Below are 16886 nucleotides of genomic sequence, written 5' to 3' on the forward strand. Positions count from 1 at the left end.
CGGGCCGGTGTCCTCACCGGGCTGTGGACGGCGGGGGAAGACCCTGGGACTCGCCGTCGGGCCGGTCCTGTTCGGACTCGTCCTCGCCCGCGGCGGCTTCGTGCCCTCCGGCGCCGCGCACCGCGTCGATGCAGCCCCACTCCGCGCCGACGGCCGTGGTCATCGGCTCCGGCGCGCTCCCCGCCGTACTGCTGATGCTCAGCCTTCCGCCGCTCGCGTGGTACGACCTCACCGAAGAGCGGCCGAACCGCCTGCGCGACGCCGCCCCAGCAACCCCAGTGGAGTCCGGATGAACGACGACATCCTCAGCAGGCTCGAGACGCTGCGGGCGGGCGACCTCCCCGTCCGCGGGGGCCGCACCATGGCGTACGTGTACGACTGCGGGCTCGACGGGATCGAGGAGCTCGCCGCCGCCGCGGCCGCGCGCTTCGCCGGCGTCAATGGTCTGGACATGACGGCGTTTCCCAGTGTCGTGGCCCTGGAGAACGACGTCGTCGCGTGGGCGAAACGTTTGCTCAGGGGAGCCGGACAAACAGCGGGCACCTTCACCGGCGGCGGGACCGAGAGCTGTCTGCTGGCGGTGCTCACCGCACGCGAGCACGCGCGCCGCACCCGAGGCGTCAACGAGCCCGAACTGGTGCTGCCCAGCACCGCGCACGCCGCGTTCCACAAGGCCGCACAGCTCTTCGGACTGCGGCCCGTGGTGGTTCCGGTCGATCCCATGACGTACAAGGTGCGATCCGACGACATCGCCGCGGCGATCACCGACGACACGGCTCTGGTGGTCGTCTCTGCACCTTCGTACGCCCACGGGGTCATCGACCCGGTCGCCGACGTGGCCGCCGAGGCGGCACGGCGCGGTGTGCTCTGCCACGTGGACGCCTGTATCGGGGGCTGGCATCTGGGCCATCTGAGGCTCGCGGGGCGGGAGTTGCCCGCCTTCGATCTGTCCGTGCCGGGAGTCACCTCGCTCTCGGTGGACCTGCACAAGTACGCGTACACGGCGAAGGGCGCGTCGGTGCTGCTGTTCCGGGACGCCGAGCTGCGGCGGTACGGCTGGTTCGCGCACGCCTCCTGGCCCGGCTGTCCGGTGGGCAGCACCACGCTTCAGGGGACCAGGTCGGCGGCCCCGCTCGCCGCCGCCTGGGCCGTGCTCGAACGCATCGGCACCGACGGGTACAAGGATCTTGCCCAGCGGGTGCATCACGCCACGGCTGCTCTCGCGGCCGGGATAGCCGCGATCGACGGGATACGGCTGCTGGCCAGGCCGGAGGCGTCGCTGATCGCGCTGGCCGCCGCCGATCCGTGCGTCGACCCGTTCGTGGTCGGCGACGAAATGCGGGCCATGGGGTGGTATCTCCAGCCGCAGCCCGCCTTCGGCGGTTCTCCGGCGAATCTGCATCTGACGGTGACCGCGGCGGCGGCGGACGAGGAGACCGTGAGACTGCTCCTGGAAGCCCTGGAGAAGGCCGTGGCGGCCGCCCGTGCGCTCGGGCCCGCGCGGGTCGATCCGGCGCTGGTGGAGGCCGCCGCACGGCTCGACCCGGACCGGCTCACGGCCGAGGACGCGGACCTCGCCCTGGAGCTCGCGGGCGTCGGCGCGGACGGCGCCCTCCCGGAGCGTATGGCGCCCGTGCTCGCGGTGTTCCAGGCGCTGCCGCCCCGGCTCGGGGAACGGCTGTTGGCCGAGGTCGTCGGCCGTCTCTACAACAGCTGACCGCGCGGGCGAGGGACCGAGCGCCCGGCGGCCGGAAACAGCGGCGGAAACATCGGAGGGCGAACCCTCGGAAACATCGGAGGGCGAACCCGTACATGACGGGTTCGCCCTCCGATGTGACGTTTCTCCTGAAGTGGCGTCAGGCCTCTTCGTGGGTGACCGCGCGACGCGCGTCCGCGTCCAGGACACCCCAGCTGATGAGCTGCTCGGTGAGGACCGACGGGGACTGGTCGTAGATGACGGCAAGCGTGCGCAGGTCGTCCTGGCGGATCGACAGCACCTTGCCGTTGTAGTCGCCGCGCTGGGACTGGATCGTGGCGGCGTAGCGCTGGAGGGGCCCGGCCTTCTCCTGCGGCACATGGGCCAGCCGCTCCAGGTCGAGCACGAGCTTCGGCGGCGGCTCGGCGGCCCCGCCCGGCGTGGTGCCGGGAAGTAGTTCCTGCACCGGGACGCCGTAGAAGTCCGCCAGCTCGGCAAGGCGCTGCACGGTCACGGCCCGGTCGCCGCGCTCGTACGAGCCGACTACAACGGCCTTCCAGCGGCCCTGGGACTTCTCTTCCACGCCGTGGAGGGAAAGCCCCTGCTGGGTGCGGATGGCGCGGAGCTTGGCCCCGAGCTGTTTTGCGTATTCGCTGGACATATAGCTCCCCGGACGAAGTCTGGTAACTCACTGTGAGGTTACGCAGCGTTACTTGGATGCGTCAAGCCGAAATGGTCCGACCGGTCTCTCGCGGGGGTGTGCCCCAGGGCCCGACAGTGCCCTGGTAACGTGGGTGGCGCAATTCCGACGTCCTTTAAGATCCGTCCCGTGAGGCGGAGAAGGAGGTCCGTTTCATATGGACGCACAGAACAGTTCCGACAGGGCACGCCCCGTTCTCGAGGCCCCCGACATCGCGCGGGTACTGACCCGCATCGCCCACGAGATCGTCGAACGCGCCAAGGGCGCCGACGACGTGGTGCTTCTCGGCATTCCGACCCGCGGCGTCTTCCTCGCCGGCAGGCTGGCCGACAAGCTCGAAGAGATCACCGGCCGCAAGATCCCCGTCGGCTCGCTCGACACCACCATGTACCGCGACGACCTGCGCCTGCGGCCCGCCCGCACGCTGGCCCGCACCGAGATCCCCGGTGACGGCGTCGACGGCCGCCTGGTCGTGCTCGTCGACGACGTGCTCTTCTCCGGCCGCACCATCCGCGCCGCACTCGACGCCCTCGGCGACATCGGCCGGCCCCGCGCCGTGCAGCTCGCCGTCCTCGTCGACCGCGGTCACCGCGAACTCCCGATCCGAGCCGACTATGTCGGAAAGAACCTCCCGACGTCGCTGCGGGAGACGGTCAAGGTCCTGCTCGCCGAAGAGGACGGTCGCGACACCGTGCTGCTCGGCTCGCGAAGCGAGATGGGGGTCCCCCCGGCCGAGGGCCGGGGGAGCGAGACCGCCCCGTCCGGCGAGCAGTAGCGCCGCTCCGTACGCCCACCGTCCCGTACGGACGTGCCACCCGCGCGCCCGCATGCCGCCGTGCGTGTCCGCGGCGCCCCGGACCCCGACCTCCAGACAACGGAGCACACCCAGATGAAGCGCCACCTCATCTCGGCCGCAGACCTCACCCGCGACGACGCCGTGCTGATCCTCGACACCGCCGAGGAGATGGCCCGGGTCGCCGACCGGCCGATCAAGAAGCTGCCCACCCTGCGCGGCCGTACCGTCGTCAACCTCTTCTTCGAGGACTCGACGCGCACCCGGATCTCCTTCGAGGCAGCCGCCAAGCGCCTGTCCGCCGATGTCATCAACTTCTCCGCCAAGGGCTCCTCGGTCTCCAAGGGCGAGTCGCTCAAGGACACCGCGCTGACCCTGGAGGCGATGGGCGCGGACGCCGTCGTCATCCGGCACGGCGCCTCCGGTGCCCCCTACCGCCTCGCCACCTCGGGCTGGATCGACGGAGCGGTCGTCAACGCCGGTGACGGCACCCACGAGCACCCCACCCAGGCCCTCCTCGACGCGTTCACCATGCGCCGCCGCCTGGTCGGCGCGGACGCCGGGATCGGGCGCGGGCTCGACGGCCGCCGCATCACGGTCGTCGGCGACATCCTGCACAGCCGCGTCGCCCGCTCCAACGTCCTGCTGCTCAACACCCTCGGCGCCCAGGTCACCCTGGTCGCCCCGCCGACCCTGGTCCCCATCGGCGTCGAGGAATGGCCCTGCGAGGTGTCGTACGACCTCGACGAGGTGCTGCCGAAGTCCGACGCCGTGATGATGCTGCGGGTGCAGCGCGAGCGGATGAACGCCGCGTTCTTCCCCACCGAGCGGGAGTACTCGCGCCGCTACGGCCTGGACGGCGACCGCATGGCGCGGATGCCCGAGCACGCCATCGTCATGCACCCCGGCCCGATGAATCGCGGCATGGAGATCACCGCCCAGGTCGCCGACTCCGATCGCTGCACGGCCGTCGAGCAGGTCGCCAACGGCGTCTCGACCCGTATGGCCGTGCTCTACCTGCTTCTGGGCGGCAACGAGCCCGCAGTCAGCCCCACCCACGCGCGCACCGAGGAGAACAAGTAACCATGAGCAAGATCCTTATTCGCGGCGCGAAGGTGCTGGGCGGCGAGGCCCAGGACGTCCTGATCGACGGCGAGACCATCGCCGAGGTCGGCACGGGCCTGAGCGCGGAGGGCGCCACCGTCATCGAGGCCGGGGGACAGGTCCTGCTGCCCGGTCTCGTGGATCTCCACACCCATCTGCGCGAGCCCGGCCGCGAGGACTCCGAGACGGTCCTGACCGGCACCAAGGCAGCTGCCGTGGGCGGCTTCACCGCAGTGCACGCCATGGCCAACACCTTCCCGGTCGCCGACACGGCCGGTGTGGTCGAGCAGGTCTACCGACTCGGCAAGGAGTCCGGCTACTGCGACGTCCAGCCCGTCGGCGCGGTCACCGTGGGCCTGGAGGGCAAGAAGCTCGCCGAGCTCGGCGCGATGCACGACTCCGCCGCTGGAGTGAAGGTCTTCTCCGACGACGGCAAATGCGTCGACGACGCCGTGATCATGCGCCGCGCGCTCGAGTACGTGAAGGCTTTCGACGGAGTCGTCGCCCAGCACGCCCAGGAGCCCCGCCTCACCGAGGGCGCCCAGATGAACGAAGGTGTCGTCTCCGCCGAGCTCGGCCTCGGCGGCTGGCCTGCCGTCGCCGAGGAGTCGATCATCGCCCGCGATGTCCTCCTCGCCGCCCACGTCGGCTCCCGCGTGCACATCTGCCACCTCTCCACCGCCGGCTCCGTCGAGATCGTCCGCTGGGCCAAGTCCAAGGGCTGGGACGTCACCGCCGAGGTCACCCCGCACCACCTGCTCCTGACCGACGAGCTGGTGCGTACCTACAACCCCGTCTACAAGGTCAACCCGCCGCTGCGCACCGAGGCCGACGTGCTCGCACTGCGCGAGGCCCTCGCCGACGGCACCATCGACTGCGTCGCCACCGACCACGCGCCCCACCCGCACGAGGACAAGGACTGCGAGTGGGCCGCAGCCGCCATGGGCATGGTCGGCCTGGAGACCGCCCTGTCCGTCGTGCAGCAGACGATGGTCGACACCGGCCTCATCGACTGGGCGGGCGTCGCCGACCGGATGTCCTTCCGCCCCGCGCAGATCGCCCGTCTCGAAGGCCACGGACGACCCGTCTCGGCTGGTGAGCCCGCGAACCTCACCCTCGTCGATCCGGCATACCGTGGAGCAGTGGACCCCGCGGGCTTCGCCTCCCGCAGCCGCAACACCCCCTACGAGGGTCGTGAGCTGCCGGGACGCGTCACCCACACCTTCCTGCGGGGCCGCGCCACGGTCGTCGACGGGAAGCTCGCGTGACAACTCCTCTCCACCTCGCCGCCGAACAGAAGTCGGCGGAGGTCACCGACTGGGCCGCCCGCGCCGGCTGGGTCGTCGGACTGCTGCTCTTCATCGCCTTCGTCTACTGGCTGATGCGCCAGGGATGGAAGTGGCGTATCAGCCTCCAGTCCGACCTGCCCGCGCTGCCTGCCGTGCCCGACTCGCCGGGCGAGGCGAAACTGAAGCTGGGGGGCCGCTACCACGGCTCGACCACGGCCGGACAGTGGCTCGACCGGATCGTGGCCCACGGGCTCGGGACCCGCAGCCGGGTCGAGCTCACCCTCACGGACGAGGGCCTCGCGGTGGTACGCCCCGGGGCGCAGGACTTCTTCGTCCCCGGGCCGGCGCTGCGCGGTGCCAGGCTCGACAAGGGCATCGCGGGCAAGGTCCTCGCCGAGGGCGGGCTGCTGGTCGTCACCTGGGAGCACGGCGGCAAGCAGATCGACTCCGGTTTCCGCTCCGACCACGCGGCCGAGCACGCCGCCTGGGTCGAGGCGATCAACAACCTGAACACGAACAGCACGACGGAAGGCGCACGATGACGACCTCCAATCCGGGGAACGCCTCGCAGAGGAAGGGGGCGTCTGCTGCCGTACTCGTCCTGGAGGACGGCCGCACCTTCCGTGGCCGCGCCTACGGGGCCGTGGGGGAGACCTTCGGCGAGGCGGTCTTCAACACCGGTATGACCGGCTACCAGGAGACCCTGACCGACCCGTCGTACCACCGCCAGGTCGTCGTGATGACCGCCCCCCACGTCGGCAACACCGGTGTGAACGACGAGGACGACGAGTCCCGCCGGATCTGGGTCGCCGGTTACGTGGTCCGCGACCCCGCACGGGTTCCCTCCAACTGGCGCTCCCGCCGTTCACTCGACGACGAGCTCACCGCCCAGGGCGTCGTCGGCATCAGCGGCATCGACACCCGCGCCCTCACCCGCCATCTGCGCGAGCGCGGCGCGATGCGCGTCGGCATCTTCTCGGGCGACGCCCTCGCCGACGACGCGGCGCTCCTCGCCCGGGTGCAGGAAGCCCCGCAGATGAAGGGCGCGAACCTCTCCGCCGAGGTGGCCACCACCGAGACGTACGTCGTCCCGGCCACAGGGACCAAGAAGTTCACCGTCGCCGCCATCGACCTCGGCATCAAGGGGATGACCCCGCACCTGATGGCCGAACGCGGCATCGAGGTGCACGTCCTGCCCGCCACCGCCACGGTCGAGGAGGTGTACGCGGTCGAGCCCGACGGCGTGTTCCTCTCCAACGGCCCCGGCGACCCGGCCACCGCCGACCTCACGCTCATCAAGGCCGTACTGGAGCGCAAGACCCCGCTCTTCGGCATCTGCTTCGGCAACCAGCTCCTCGGCCGCTCGCTCGGCTTCGGAACGTACAAGCTGAAGTACGGCCACCGGGGCATCAACCAGCCCGTACAGGACCGCTCGACCGGCAAGGTCGAGGTCACCGCGCACAACCACGGATTCGCCGTCGACGCTCCGCTCGACAAGGTCTCCGACACGCCCTACGGGCGCGCCGAGGTCTCCCACGTCTGTCTCAACGACAACGTGGTCGAGGGCCTGCGGCTGCTCGACCAGCCGGCCTTCAGCGTCCAGTACCACCCCGAGGCGGCCGCCGGCCCGCACGATGCCGCGTACCTCTTCGACCGCTTCACAACCCTGATGGAGGGCCAGCGTGCCTAAGCGCTCCGATATCCAGTCCGTCCTGGTCATCGGCTCCGGCCCGATCGTCATCGGCCAGGCCGCCGAGTTCGACTACTCCGGCACCCAGGCCTGCCGCGTCCTCAAGTCCGAGGGCCTGCGCGTCATCCTGGTGAACTCCAACCCGGCCACGATCATGACCGACCCGGAGATCGCCGACGCGACCTACGTCGAGCCGATCACGCCGGAGTTCGTCGAGAAGATCATCGCCAAGGAGCGCCCGGACGCGCTGCTGCCCACCCTCGGCGGTCAGACCGCGCTCAACACCGCGATCTCCATGCACGAGCAGGGGGTGCTGGACAAGTACGGCGTCGAGCTCATCGGCGCCAACGTCGAGGCCATCAACAAGGGCGAGGACCGCGACCTGTTCAAGGGCGTGGTCGAGGCCGTCCGCGCCAAGATCGGCCATGGCGAGTCCGCCCGCTCGGTCATCTGCCACTCCATGGACGACGTCATCAAGGGTGTCGACGAGCTCGGCGGCTACCCCGTCGTCGTCCGCCCGTCCTTCACCATGGGCGGCGCCGGCTCCGGCTTCGCCCACGACGAGGACGAGCTGCGCAGGATCGCCGGACAGGGCCTCACGCTCTCCCCGACCACCGAGGTGCTCCTGGAGGAGTCCATCCTCGGCTGGAAGGAGTACGAGCTGGAGCTGATGCGCGACAGGCACGACAACGTCGTGGTCGTCTGTTCCATCGAGAACTTCGACCCGATGGGCGTGCACACCGGCGACTCCATCACCGTCGCCCCCGCGATGACGCTCACCGACCGCGAATACCAGCGGCTGCGTGACGTCGGTATCGCGATCATCCGCGAGGTCGGCGTCGACACCGGCGGCTGCAACATCCAGTTCGCCGTCAACCCGGACGACGGCCGGATCATCGTCATCGAGATGAACCCGCGCGTCTCGCGCTCCTCCGCTCTCGCGTCGAAGGCCACCGGCTTCCCGATCGCCAAGATCGCCGCGCGGCTCGCCGTCGGCTACACCCTCGACGAGATCCCCAACGACATCACCGAGAAGACCCCGGCGTCCTTCGAGCCCACGCTCGACTACGTCGTCGTCAAGGTGCCGCGCTTCGCCTTCGAGAAGTTCCCCTCCGCCGACGCCACCCTCACCACCACCATGAAGTCGGTGGGCGAGGCCATGGCGATCGGCCGGAACTTCACCGAGGCGCTCCAGAAGGCGCTGCGCTCCCTGGAGAAGAAGGGCTCGCAGTTCTCCTTCACCGGCGACCCGGGCGACAAGGCCGAGCTGCTGGTCACCGCCAAGGTCCCCACCGACGGCCGGATCAACACCGTCATGCAGGCCGTCCGCGCGGGCGCCACGCCCGAGGAGATCTTCGAGGCCACGAAGATCGACCCCTGGTTCGTCGACCAGCTGTTCCTGATCAAGGAGCACGCCGACGAGCTCGCCGCCGCCGAGAAGCTCGGCCCCGAGCTGCTCGCGGAGGCCAAGCGCCACGGCTTCTCCGACGCCCAGATCGCCGAGATCCGCGGGCTGCGCGAGGACGTCGTCCGCGAGGTCCGGCACGCGCTCGGCATCCGCCCGGTCTACAAGACGGTCGACACCTGCGCCGCGGAATTCGCCGCCAGGACGCCGTACTTCTACTCCTCCTACGACGAGGAGAGCGAGGTCGCGCCGCGCGAGAAGGCCGCCGTGATCATCCTCGGCTCGGGCCCGAACCGCATCGGCCAGGGCATCGAGTTCGACTACTCGTGCGTCCACGCCTCCTTCGCGCTCAGTGACGCCGGCTACGAGACCGTCATGGTCAACTGCAACCCGGAGACCGTCTCCACCGACTACGACACCTCCGACCGGCTCTACTTCGAGCCGCTCACCCTGGAGGACGTCCTGGAGATCGTCCACGCCGAGTCGCTGGCCGGGCCGATCGCCGGTGTCATCGTCCAGCTCGGCGGCCAGACCCCGCTGGGTCTCGCCCAGGCGCTCAAGGACAACGGCGTGCCGATCGTCGGCACCTCGCCCGAGGCCATCCACTCGGCCGAGGACCGGGGCGCCTTCGGCCAGGTGCTCGCCGAGGCCGGACTCCCGGCCCCCAAGCACGGCACCGCGACCACCTTCGCCGGGGCCAAGGCCATCGCCGACGAGATCGGCTACCCCGTCCTCGTACGCCCGTCGTATGTCCTGGGCGGGCGGGGCATGGAGATCGTCTACGACGAGACGCGCCTGGAGGCGTACATCGCCGAGTCCACCGAGATCAGCCCCACCCGGCCGGTCCTGGTCGACCGCTTCCTCGACGACGCCATCGAGATCGACGTCGACGCGCTCTACGACGGCACCGAGCTCTACCTCGGCGGCGTCATGGAGCACATCGAGGAGGCCGGTATCCACTCCGGCGACTCGGCCTGCGCGCTGCCGCCCATCACCCTCGGCGGTTTCGACATCAAGCGGCTTCGGGCCTCCACGGAAGCCATCGCCAAGGGCGTCGGCGTGCGCGGACTGATCAACATCCAGTTCGCGATGGCCGGGGACATCCTGTACGTCCTGGAGGCCAACCCGCGCGCCTCGCGGACCGTCCCCTTCACCTCGAAGGCGACCGCCGTGCCGCTCGCGAAGGCCGCAGCCCGCATCTCCCTGGGCGCGACCATCGCCGAGCTGCGCGCCGAGGGCCTGCTCCCGAGCAACGGCGACGGCGGCACGCTCCCGATGGACGCGCCGATCTCCGTCAAGGAGGCCGTGATGCCGTGGTCGCGCTTCCGCGACATCCACGGCCGCGGCGTCGACACCGTCCTCGGCCCGGAGATGCGCTCCACCGGCGAGGTCATGGGCATCGACACGGTGTTCGGCACCGCGTACGCCAAGTCCCAGGCGGGCGCGTACGGCCCGCTGCCGACCAAGGGCCGCGCGTTCATCTCCGTCGCCAACCGCGACAAGCGCTCGATGATCTTCCCGGCGCGCGAACTGGTCGCGCACGGCTTCGAACTGCTCGCCACCTCCGGCACGGCCGAGGTGCTCAAGCGCAACGGCATCAACGCCACGATCGTGCGCAAGCAGAGCGAGGGCACGGGCCCCGACGGAGAGCGGACCATCGTCCAGCTCATCCACGACGGCGACGTCGACCTCATCGTCAACACCCCGTACGGCACCGGCGGCCGTCTCGACGGCTACGAGATCCGTACGGCGGCCGTGGCGCGCTCCGTACCGTGCCTGACGACGGTCCAGGCGCTCGCCGCCGCCGTCCAGGGCATCGACGCGCTCAACCGCGGCGACGTGGGTGTCCGCTCGCTCCAGGAACACGCGGAACACCTGACCGCGGCCCGCGACTAGCAAACGGCGAGGGGGACACCGGAAACGGTGTCCCCCTCTTCGTGAGGACCCACATGTACAAGTTCTTCTTCGATCTCGTCTTCAAGCGGATGGACCCCGAGCAGGCGCACCACCTGGCCTTCCGCTGGATCCGTGCCGCCGCCCGCGTCCCCGTGCTGCGCACCTTCCTCGCCGCGGTCCTCGCCCCCCGCCACAAGGAGCTGCGCACCGAGGCGCTCGGTCTGCGGATGCACGGCCCGTTCGGCCTCGCCGCCGGCTTCGACAAGAACGCCGTCGCCATCGACGGCATGTCGATGCTCGGCTTCGACCACGTCGAGATCGGCACGGTCACCGGCGAGGCACAGCCCGGCAACCCCAAGAAGCGACTCTTCCGGCTGGTGCCCGACCGCGCGCTGATCAACCGCATGGGGTTCAACAACGACGGCTCCGCAGCGGTCGCCGCCCGCCTCCACGCGCGCGTGCCGGTGTTCAACACCGTCGTGGGCGTCAACATCGGCAAGACCAAGGTGGTCCCGGAGGCGGACGCGGCAGCCGACTACGTGAAGTCGACCGAGCGGCTCGCCCGACACGCCGACTACCTGGTCGTCAACGTCTCCTCGCCGAACACCCCCGGGCTGCGCAACCTCCAGGCCACCGAGTCACTGCGCCCGTTGCTCACCGCCGTACGCGAGGCGGCCGACCGCAGCGTCACCGGCCGGCGTGTCCCGCTCCTGGTCAAGATCGCGCCCGATCTCGCGGACGAGGACGTCGACGCGGTCGCCGACCTGGCCCTGGAGCTGGGTCTGGACGGCATCATCGCCACCAACACCACCATCGCGCGGGAGGGCCTCGGGCTGAAGTCCTCGCCCGAGCTGATCAAGGAGACCGGCGGCCTGTCCGGCGCGCCCGTCAAACAGCGCTCCCTGGAGGTCCTCAGGCGGCTGTACGCGCGCGTGGGCGACCGGATCACCCTGGTGGGTGTCGGGGGCGTCGAGAGCGCCGAGGACGCCTGGCAGCGCATTCTGGCGGGCGCCACCCTCGTCCAGGGGTACAGCGCGTTCATCTACGAGGGCCCGTTCTACGCCCGCTCGATCCACAAGGGGCTCGCGGCCCGGCTCTCCGCCTCCCCCTACGCGACTCTCGCCGAAGCCGTCGGCGCCGACACCCGAAAGGCCTGAAGTGACTCTCGCACCCTTCGGCGCACGCCTGCGCCACGCCATGGACACCCGAGGCCCGCTCTGCGTGGGCATCGACCCGCACGCCTCCCTGCTGACCGCCTGGGGCCTGAACGACGACATCGCGGGTCTGGAACGCTTCACGCGCACGGTGGTGGAGTCCCTGGCCGATCAGGTCGCGGTCTTCAAGCCGCAGAGCGCCTTCTTCGAGCGGTTCGGCTCCCGCGGCATCGCCGTCCTGGAGCAGGCCGTCGCCGACCTGCGGGAGGCGGGCGGCCTGGTCGTCATGGACGCCAAGCGCGGCGACATCGGATCGACGATGACCGCGTACGCCGAGACCTTCCTGCGCAAGGACTCGCCGTTGTTCTCGGACGCGCTGACGGTCTCGCCGTACCTCGGATACGGCTCGCTCGGGCCGGCCGTCGAGATGGCGCGGGAGAGCGGCGCGGGGCTGTTCGTGCTCGCGCTGACCTCCAACCCCGAGGGCGCCGAGGTCCAGCGTGCGGTGCGGGAGGACGGCCGCAGCGTCGCCGCGACGATGCTCGGGCATCTCGCCGAGGAGAACGCGGGCGAGAAGCCCATGGGGTCCTTCGGAGCGGTCGTGGGCGCCACCCTCGGCGATCTCTCGTCGTTCGACCTGGACATCAACGGCCCGCTGCTCGCGCCCGGCATCGGAGCGCAGGGCGCGACCCCGGCGGACCTTCCGGGCGTCTTCGGCCGAGCCGTACGCAATGTCGTGCCGAACGTCAGCCGGGGTGTGCTCAAGCACGGTCCGGACGCGTCGGCCCTGCGGGACGCGGCGGCACGTTTCGCGGACGACGTGCGATCGGCGGTCTCGGGGGTCTGATCCCCGGGCTGAACCTCTGGTCAGTGGGTTCTTGAAAAACGGATGCACCGACCACCTTCACAGATTCTCGGCCGAAATCTTGGTTGATATGTCGCAAATGTCCTGGTCGGCCGATGCTGACCAGGACTTTTCCGCCGTTCTCGCTGACTGGAGCGGCCTCTGCCGCTAGTCTCCGTCGAAGAGTGAACGTGCACTGCGATGCCCGTTGCTCGCCTGGTGTGGGGCGACCAGCTTCCTCACCGGTCCGTATCCGACAGTTCGACATCCGAGGTGACGTAGGCGTGGCTCTTCCGCCCCTTACCCCTGAACAGCGCGCAGCCGCGCTCGAAAAGGCCGCCGCGGCTCGCCGGGAGCGGGCCGAGGTCAAGAATCGACTCAAGCACTCCGGCGCCTCGCTCCATGAGGTCATCAAGCAGGGTCAGGAGAACGACGTCATCGGCAAGATGAAGGTCTCCGCTCTCCTTGAGTCCCTGCCGGGCGTGGGCAAGGTCCGCGCCAAGCAGATCATGGAGCGGCTCGGCATCTCCGAGAGCCGTCGTGTGCGCGGCCTCGGCTCCAACCAGATCGCCTCTCTTGAGCGCGAGTTCGGCGGCGGCCCCGCCTGACGTTCTCGGGCACTCCCGGGAACCTGGATAATCGCTGCATGGCAGCAGAGGTACGTCCGCGGCTGACCGTGCTCTCCGGCCCTTCCGGGGTCGGCAAGAGCACGGTCGTCGCCCATATGCGCAAGGTCCACCCCGAGGTATGGCTCTCGGTGTCGGCCACCACACGAAAGCCGCGCCCCGGCGAGCGTCACGGCGTTCAGTATTTCTTCGTCAGCGACGATGAGTTCGACAAGCTGATCGCCAACGGCGAGCTGCTGGAATGGGCCGAGTTCGCGGGCAATCGCTACGGCACGCCGCGGCGTGCGGTGCTCGACCGCCTGGAGGCGGGTGAGCCCGTCCTGCTGGAGATCGACCTCCAGGGCGCCCGGCAGGTCAAGGAATCCATGCCGGATTCGCAGCTGGTCTTCCTGGCGCCGCCGAGCTGGGACGAGCTGGTGCGTCGACTGACCGGCCGGGGCACCGAGTCGGCCGAGGTGATCGAGCGCCGTCTGACGGTCGCCAAGGTGGAGCTGGCCGCGGAGTCGGAGTTCGACACCACCCTGGTCAACACCTCCGTCGAGGACGTGGCGCGTGAGCTGCTAGCCTTGATGGCAGTTGTTTGATCTATGTCCGATCATTTTGCAAGTTCTTCGGAAGGCTAGAGAGTGTCCTCTTCCATCACTGCGCCCGAGGGCATCATCAACCCGCCGATCGACGAGCTGCTCGAGGCCACCGACTCGAAGTACAGCCTCGTGATCTACGCGGCCAAGCGCGCGCGGCAGATCAACGCGTACTACTCGCAGCTCGGCGAGGGTCTGCTTGAGTACGTCGGTCCGCTGGTGGACACCCACGTCCACGAGAAGCCGCTCTCGATCGCCCTGCGTGAGATCAACGCGGGTCTGCTGACCTCGGAGGCCATTGAGGGCCCGGCTCAGTAGCGTTTTCGTATCTCACCACAGGCCCGGCGGCGCGACCGCCGGGCCTGTGGTGTGTCATGGAGTCGTACGTTTCCGAGTCCGGGGAGAGACGGTGGACAAGCCCAAGGTCGTGCTGGGGGTCAGCGGAGGCATCGCCGCGTACAAGGCGTGCGAGCTGCTGCGGAGGCTGACGGAGTCCGGTCACGACGTACGGGTGGTGCCGACGGAGTCGGCGCTGCACTTCGTCGGGGCGGCGACCTGGTCGGCGCTCTCCGGCCACCCCGTGTCGACCGAGGTCTGGTCCGGCGTGCACGAGGTTCCGCACGTAAGGATCGGGCAGAACGCCGATCTTGTCGTCGTCGCCCCCGCCACCGCCGACATGCTCGCCAAGGCCGCCCACGGCCTCGCCGACGACCTCCTCACCAATACGCTGCTGACGGCCCGCTGTCCCGTGGTCTTCGCGCCCGCCATGCACACCGAGATGTGGGAGCACCCCGCCACCCAGGAGAACGTGGCCACGCTGCGCCGCAGAGGGGCGCTCGTCGTCGAGCCCGCGGTCGGCCGGCTCACCGGGGTGGACACCGGCAAGGGGCGGCTGCCCGAGCCTGCCGAGATCTTCGAGGTCTGCCGCCGGGTGCTCGCCCGGGGCGTGGCCGCGCCGGACCTCGTCGGCCGTCATGTGGTCGTGAGCGCCGGCGGCACACGGGAGCCGCTGGACCCCGTGCGTTACCTGGGGAACCGTTCCTCCGGGAAGCAGGGATACGCCCTGGCCCGCACCGCCGCTGCCCGTGGCGCCCGGGTGACACTGGTCGAGGCCAACACCGGCATCCCGGACCCGGCGGGTGTCGACGTCGTCCATGTGGGCACGGCCGTCCAGCTGCGTGAGGCCGTCCTCAAGGCCGCGGCGGACGCCGACGCCGTGGTGATGGCCGCGGCCGTGGCGGACTTCCGCCCCGCCTCGTACGCCGCCGGCAAGATCAAGAAGAAGGACGGACAGGAGCCCGCGCCCGTCGAGCTGGTGCGTAATCCGGACATCCTTGCCGAGATTTCAGCCGAACGGGCCCGTGCGGGCCAGGTGATCGTCGGCTTCGCCGCCGAGACGGACGACGTCCTCGCCAACGGCCGCGAAAAGCTCCGCCGCAAGGGCTGTGACCTGCTGGTCGTCAATGAGGTGGGGGAGCGCATGACCTTCGGCTCCGAGGAGAACGAGGCCGTGGTCCTGGCGGCCGACGGCGGCGAGACGCCCGTACCGTACGGGCCCAAGGAGTCTCTTGCGGACACTGTGTGGGATCTGGTCGCGCCACGGCTGGGATGAATTCTTGGTTTCGCCCCAGCAGGCGGATGAAAACGTGTGAAATCCGGCATATCGACCCAGCGTGGGGGTCTATCGTTCTACAGTCCGACGCCGGAACGCAGGTCACACGGCTCCCACGGTGCGAGACGGGTGGACCGGTGGCGGAGGGCGACAGATAAACTGGTCATGGAACGTCGCGGGGCGCAGCCCCCGGCCGGTCCGCCAATGATCAGCCAGCAGCCGCTGCAACCCCAGGGAGCATTGTGTCCCGTCGTCTGTTCACCTCGGAGTCCGTGACCGAGGGTCACCCCGACAAGATCGCTGACCAGATCAGCGACACGATTCTCGACGCCCTTCTGCGGGAGGACCCGACGTCCCGGGTCGCCGTGGAGACCTTGATCACCACTGGTCTGGTGCACGTCGCCGGAGAGGTGACCACCAAGGCGTACGCAGACATCGCCACGCTCGTGCGCAACAAGATCCTCGAGATCGGCTACGACTCCTCGAAGAAGGGCTTCGACGGCGCGTCCTGCGGCGTCTCGGTCTCCATCGGCGCCCAGTCGCCGGACATCGCGCAGGGTGTCGACACGGCGTACGAGAAGCGTGTCGAGGGCGACGAGGACGAGCTCGACAAGCAGGGTGCGGGCGACCAGGGCCTGATGTTCGGCTACGCCTGTGACGAGACCCCCGAGCTGATGCCGCTGCCGATCCACCTGGCGCACCGGCTCTCCCGCCGTCTCTCCGAGGTCCGCAAGAACGGGACCATCCCCTACCTGCGCCCCGACGGCAAGACCCAGGTCACCATCGAGTACGACGGCGACAAGGCCGTGCGCCTGGACACCGTGGTCGTCTCCTCGCAGCACGCGTCCGACATCGACCTGGACTCGCTGCTCGCGCCCGACATCCGTGAGTTCGTCGTCGAGCATGTGCTCAAGCAGCTGATCGACGACGGCATCAAGCTCGACACGGACGGCTACCGCCTGCTGGTCAACCCGACCGGACGTTTCGAGATCGGTGGCCCGATGGGCGACGCCGGCCTCACCGGGCGCAAGATCATCATTGACACGTACGGCGGCATGGCCCGCCACGGCGGCGGCGCCTTCTCGGGCAAGGACCCGTCCAAGGTGGACCGTTCGGCCGCCTACGCGATGCGCTGGGTCGCCAAGAACGTCGTCGCCGCCGGACTCGCCGCTCGCTGCGAGGTCCAGGTCGCGTACGCGATCGGCAAGGCGGAGCCGGTCGGTCTCTTCATCGAGACCTTCGGCACCGCCACGGTGGACGTCGACAGGATCGAGCAGGCCATCGCGGAGGTCTTCGACCTCCGACCGGCCGCGATCATCCGCGACCTCGACCTGCTGCGCCCGATCTACGCTCAGACCGCGGCGTACGGCCACTTCGGCCGTGAGCTGTCCGACTTCACATGGGAGCGCACGGACCGTGTCGAGTCCCTGCGCAAGGCCGTCGGCCTGTAGTTCCCCGGTTCCTGCGGCTCTCTCCGAGGCCCGGCATCCCGCACG

16 protein-coding genes are annotated in these 16886 nt (G+C 69.7%); 14 read left to right on the plus strand and 2 right to left on the minus strand.

Annotated features, from left to right (window positions below; translation table 11 throughout):
• Positions 1-13: 13 nt before the first annotated feature.
• On the minus strand, positions 14-163 hold the full coding sequence (locus OG293_RS30455) for a hypothetical protein (protein ID WP_406001979.1): 150 nt from the start codon (positions 161-163) through the stop codon (positions 14-16).
• Positions 164-289: 126 nt separating this feature from the next.
• On the opposite strand from OG293_RS30455, the gene OG293_RS30460 reads away from it, so the two are divergent.
• On the plus strand, positions 290-1717 hold the full coding sequence (locus tag OG293_RS30460; protein ID WP_406001980.1) for a pyridoxal phosphate-dependent decarboxylase family protein: 1428 nt from the start codon (positions 290-292) through the stop codon (positions 1715-1717).
• Between the two features lie 139 nt (positions 1718-1856).
• On the opposite strand, the gene bldD is transcribed toward OG293_RS30460, so the two are convergent.
• Positions 1857-2357, minus strand: coding sequence for a transcriptional regulator BldD (gene bldD / locus OG293_RS30465; RefSeq protein WP_282512924.1), 501 nt, complete (start codon positions 2355-2357; stop codon positions 1857-1859).
• 196 nt (positions 2358-2553) lie between these two features.
• On the opposite strand from bldD, the gene pyrR reads away from it, so the two are divergent.
• The 13 genes from pyrR to metK all read left to right on the plus strand — a co-directional run bounded on the left by pyrR (position 2554) and on the right by metK (position 16841).
• Complete coding sequence (gene pyrR / locus OG293_RS30470; RefSeq protein ID WP_406001981.1) at positions 2554-3171, plus strand: bifunctional pyr operon transcriptional regulator/uracil phosphoribosyltransferase PyrR; 618 nt, start codon at positions 2554-2556, stop codon at positions 3169-3171.
• 114 nt (positions 3172-3285) lie between these two features.
• The gene (locus OG293_RS30475; RefSeq protein ID WP_406003761.1) at positions 3286-4272 is read left to right on the plus strand and encodes an aspartate carbamoyltransferase catalytic subunit; all 987 of its coding nucleotides are present in this window, start codon (positions 3286-3288) and stop codon (positions 4270-4272) included.
• A 2-nt stretch (positions 4273-4274) separates the two neighbouring features.
• Positions 4275-5561 carry a dihydroorotase gene (locus OG293_RS30480; RefSeq protein WP_406001982.1) on the plus strand — a complete coding sequence of 429 codons (1287 nt, stop codon included), beginning with the start codon at positions 4275-4277 and terminating at the stop codon, positions 5559-5561.
• The gene (locus tag OG293_RS30485) at positions 5558-6124 is read left to right on the plus strand and encodes a hypothetical protein (RefSeq protein WP_406001983.1); all 567 of its coding nucleotides are present in this window, start codon (positions 5558-5560) and stop codon (positions 6122-6124) included. The genes OG293_RS30480 and OG293_RS30485 overlap by 4 nt, the downstream gene beginning before the upstream one ends.
• On the plus strand, positions 6121-7272 hold the full coding sequence (carA, locus tag OG293_RS30490; RefSeq protein WP_406001984.1) for a glutamine-hydrolyzing carbamoyl-phosphate synthase small subunit: 1152 nt from the start codon (positions 6121-6123) through the stop codon (positions 7270-7272). Before OG293_RS30485 ends, carA begins: the two co-directional genes overlap by 4 nt.
• Positions 7265-10573, plus strand: coding sequence for a carbamoyl-phosphate synthase large subunit (carB, locus tag OG293_RS30495; protein ID WP_406001985.1), 3309 nt, complete (start codon positions 7265-7267; stop codon positions 10571-10573). The genes carA and carB overlap by 8 nt, the downstream gene beginning before the upstream one ends.
• 53 nt (positions 10574-10626) lie before the next feature.
• A complete protein-coding gene (locus OG293_RS30500; protein ID WP_406001986.1) occupies positions 10627-11730 on the plus strand; it encodes a quinone-dependent dihydroorotate dehydrogenase in 1104 nt (367 codons plus the stop codon).
• Between the two features lies 1 nt (position 11731).
• Positions 11732-12574, plus strand: a complete 843-nt coding sequence (gene pyrF, locus OG293_RS30505) for an orotidine-5'-phosphate decarboxylase (RefSeq protein WP_406001987.1) — start codon at positions 11732-11734, stop codon at positions 12572-12574.
• Positions 12575-12855: 281 nt separating this feature from the next.
• Positions 12856-13179 (plus strand): integration host factor, encoded by a 324-nt coding sequence (locus OG293_RS30510; RefSeq protein ID WP_003956414.1) that lies wholly within the window; start codon positions 12856-12858, stop codon positions 13177-13179.
• A gap of 38 nt (positions 13180-13217) precedes the next feature.
• The gene (gene gmk, locus OG293_RS30515; RefSeq protein WP_406001988.1) at positions 13218-13781 is read left to right on the plus strand and encodes a guanylate kinase; all 564 of its coding nucleotides are present in this window, start codon (positions 13218-13220) and stop codon (positions 13779-13781) included.
• A 42-nt stretch (positions 13782-13823) separates the two neighbouring features.
• Positions 13824-14096, plus strand: a complete 273-nt coding sequence (gene rpoZ / locus OG293_RS30520; protein WP_005319902.1) for a DNA-directed RNA polymerase subunit omega — start codon at positions 13824-13826, stop codon at positions 14094-14096.
• Between the two features lie 91 nt (positions 14097-14187).
• A complete protein-coding gene (coaBC, locus tag OG293_RS30525; RefSeq protein ID WP_406001989.1) occupies positions 14188-15390 on the plus strand; it encodes a bifunctional phosphopantothenoylcysteine decarboxylase/phosphopantothenate--cysteine ligase CoaBC in 1203 nt (400 codons plus the stop codon).
• Positions 15391-15632: 242 nt separating this feature from the next.
• Positions 15633-16841, plus strand: coding sequence for a methionine adenosyltransferase (metK, locus tag OG293_RS30530; protein WP_406001990.1), 1209 nt, complete (start codon positions 15633-15635; stop codon positions 16839-16841).
• Positions 16842-16886 lie beyond the last annotated feature (45 nt).

This window comes from Streptomyces sp. NBC_00829 (assembly GCF_045161795.1).
Classification (GTDB): Bacteria; Actinomycetota; Actinomycetes; order Streptomycetales; family Streptomycetaceae; genus Streptomyces.

Coding starts and splice junctions, on each gene's coding strand:
- OG293_RS30455 (WP_406001979.1), bottom strand. CDS start 163: ATGACCACGGCCGTCGGCGCGGAGTGGGGCTGCATCGACGCGGTGCGC.
- OG293_RS30460 (WP_406001980.1), top strand. CDS start 290: ATGAACGACGACATCCTCAGCAGGCTCGAGACGCTGCGGGCGGGCGAC.
- bldD (WP_282512924.1), bottom strand. CDS start 2,357: ATGTCCAGCGAATACGCAAAACAGCTCGGGGCCAAGCTCCGCGCCATC.
- pyrR (WP_406001981.1), top strand. CDS start 2,554: ATGGACGCACAGAACAGTTCCGACAGGGCACGCCCCGTTCTCGAGGCC.
- OG293_RS30475 (WP_406003761.1), top strand. CDS start 3,286: ATGAAGCGCCACCTCATCTCGGCCGCAGACCTCACCCGCGACGACGCC.
- OG293_RS30480 (WP_406001982.1), top strand. CDS start 4,275: ATGAGCAAGATCCTTATTCGCGGCGCGAAGGTGCTGGGCGGCGAGGCC.
- carA (WP_406001984.1), top strand. CDS start 6,121: ATGACGACCTCCAATCCGGGGAACGCCTCGCAGAGGAAGGGGGCGTCT.
- OG293_RS30500 (WP_406001986.1), top strand. CDS start 10,627: ATGTACAAGTTCTTCTTCGATCTCGTCTTCAAGCGGATGGACCCCGAG.
- gmk (WP_406001988.1), top strand. CDS start 13,218: ATGGCAGCAGAGGTACGTCCGCGGCTGACCGTGCTCTCCGGCCCTTCC.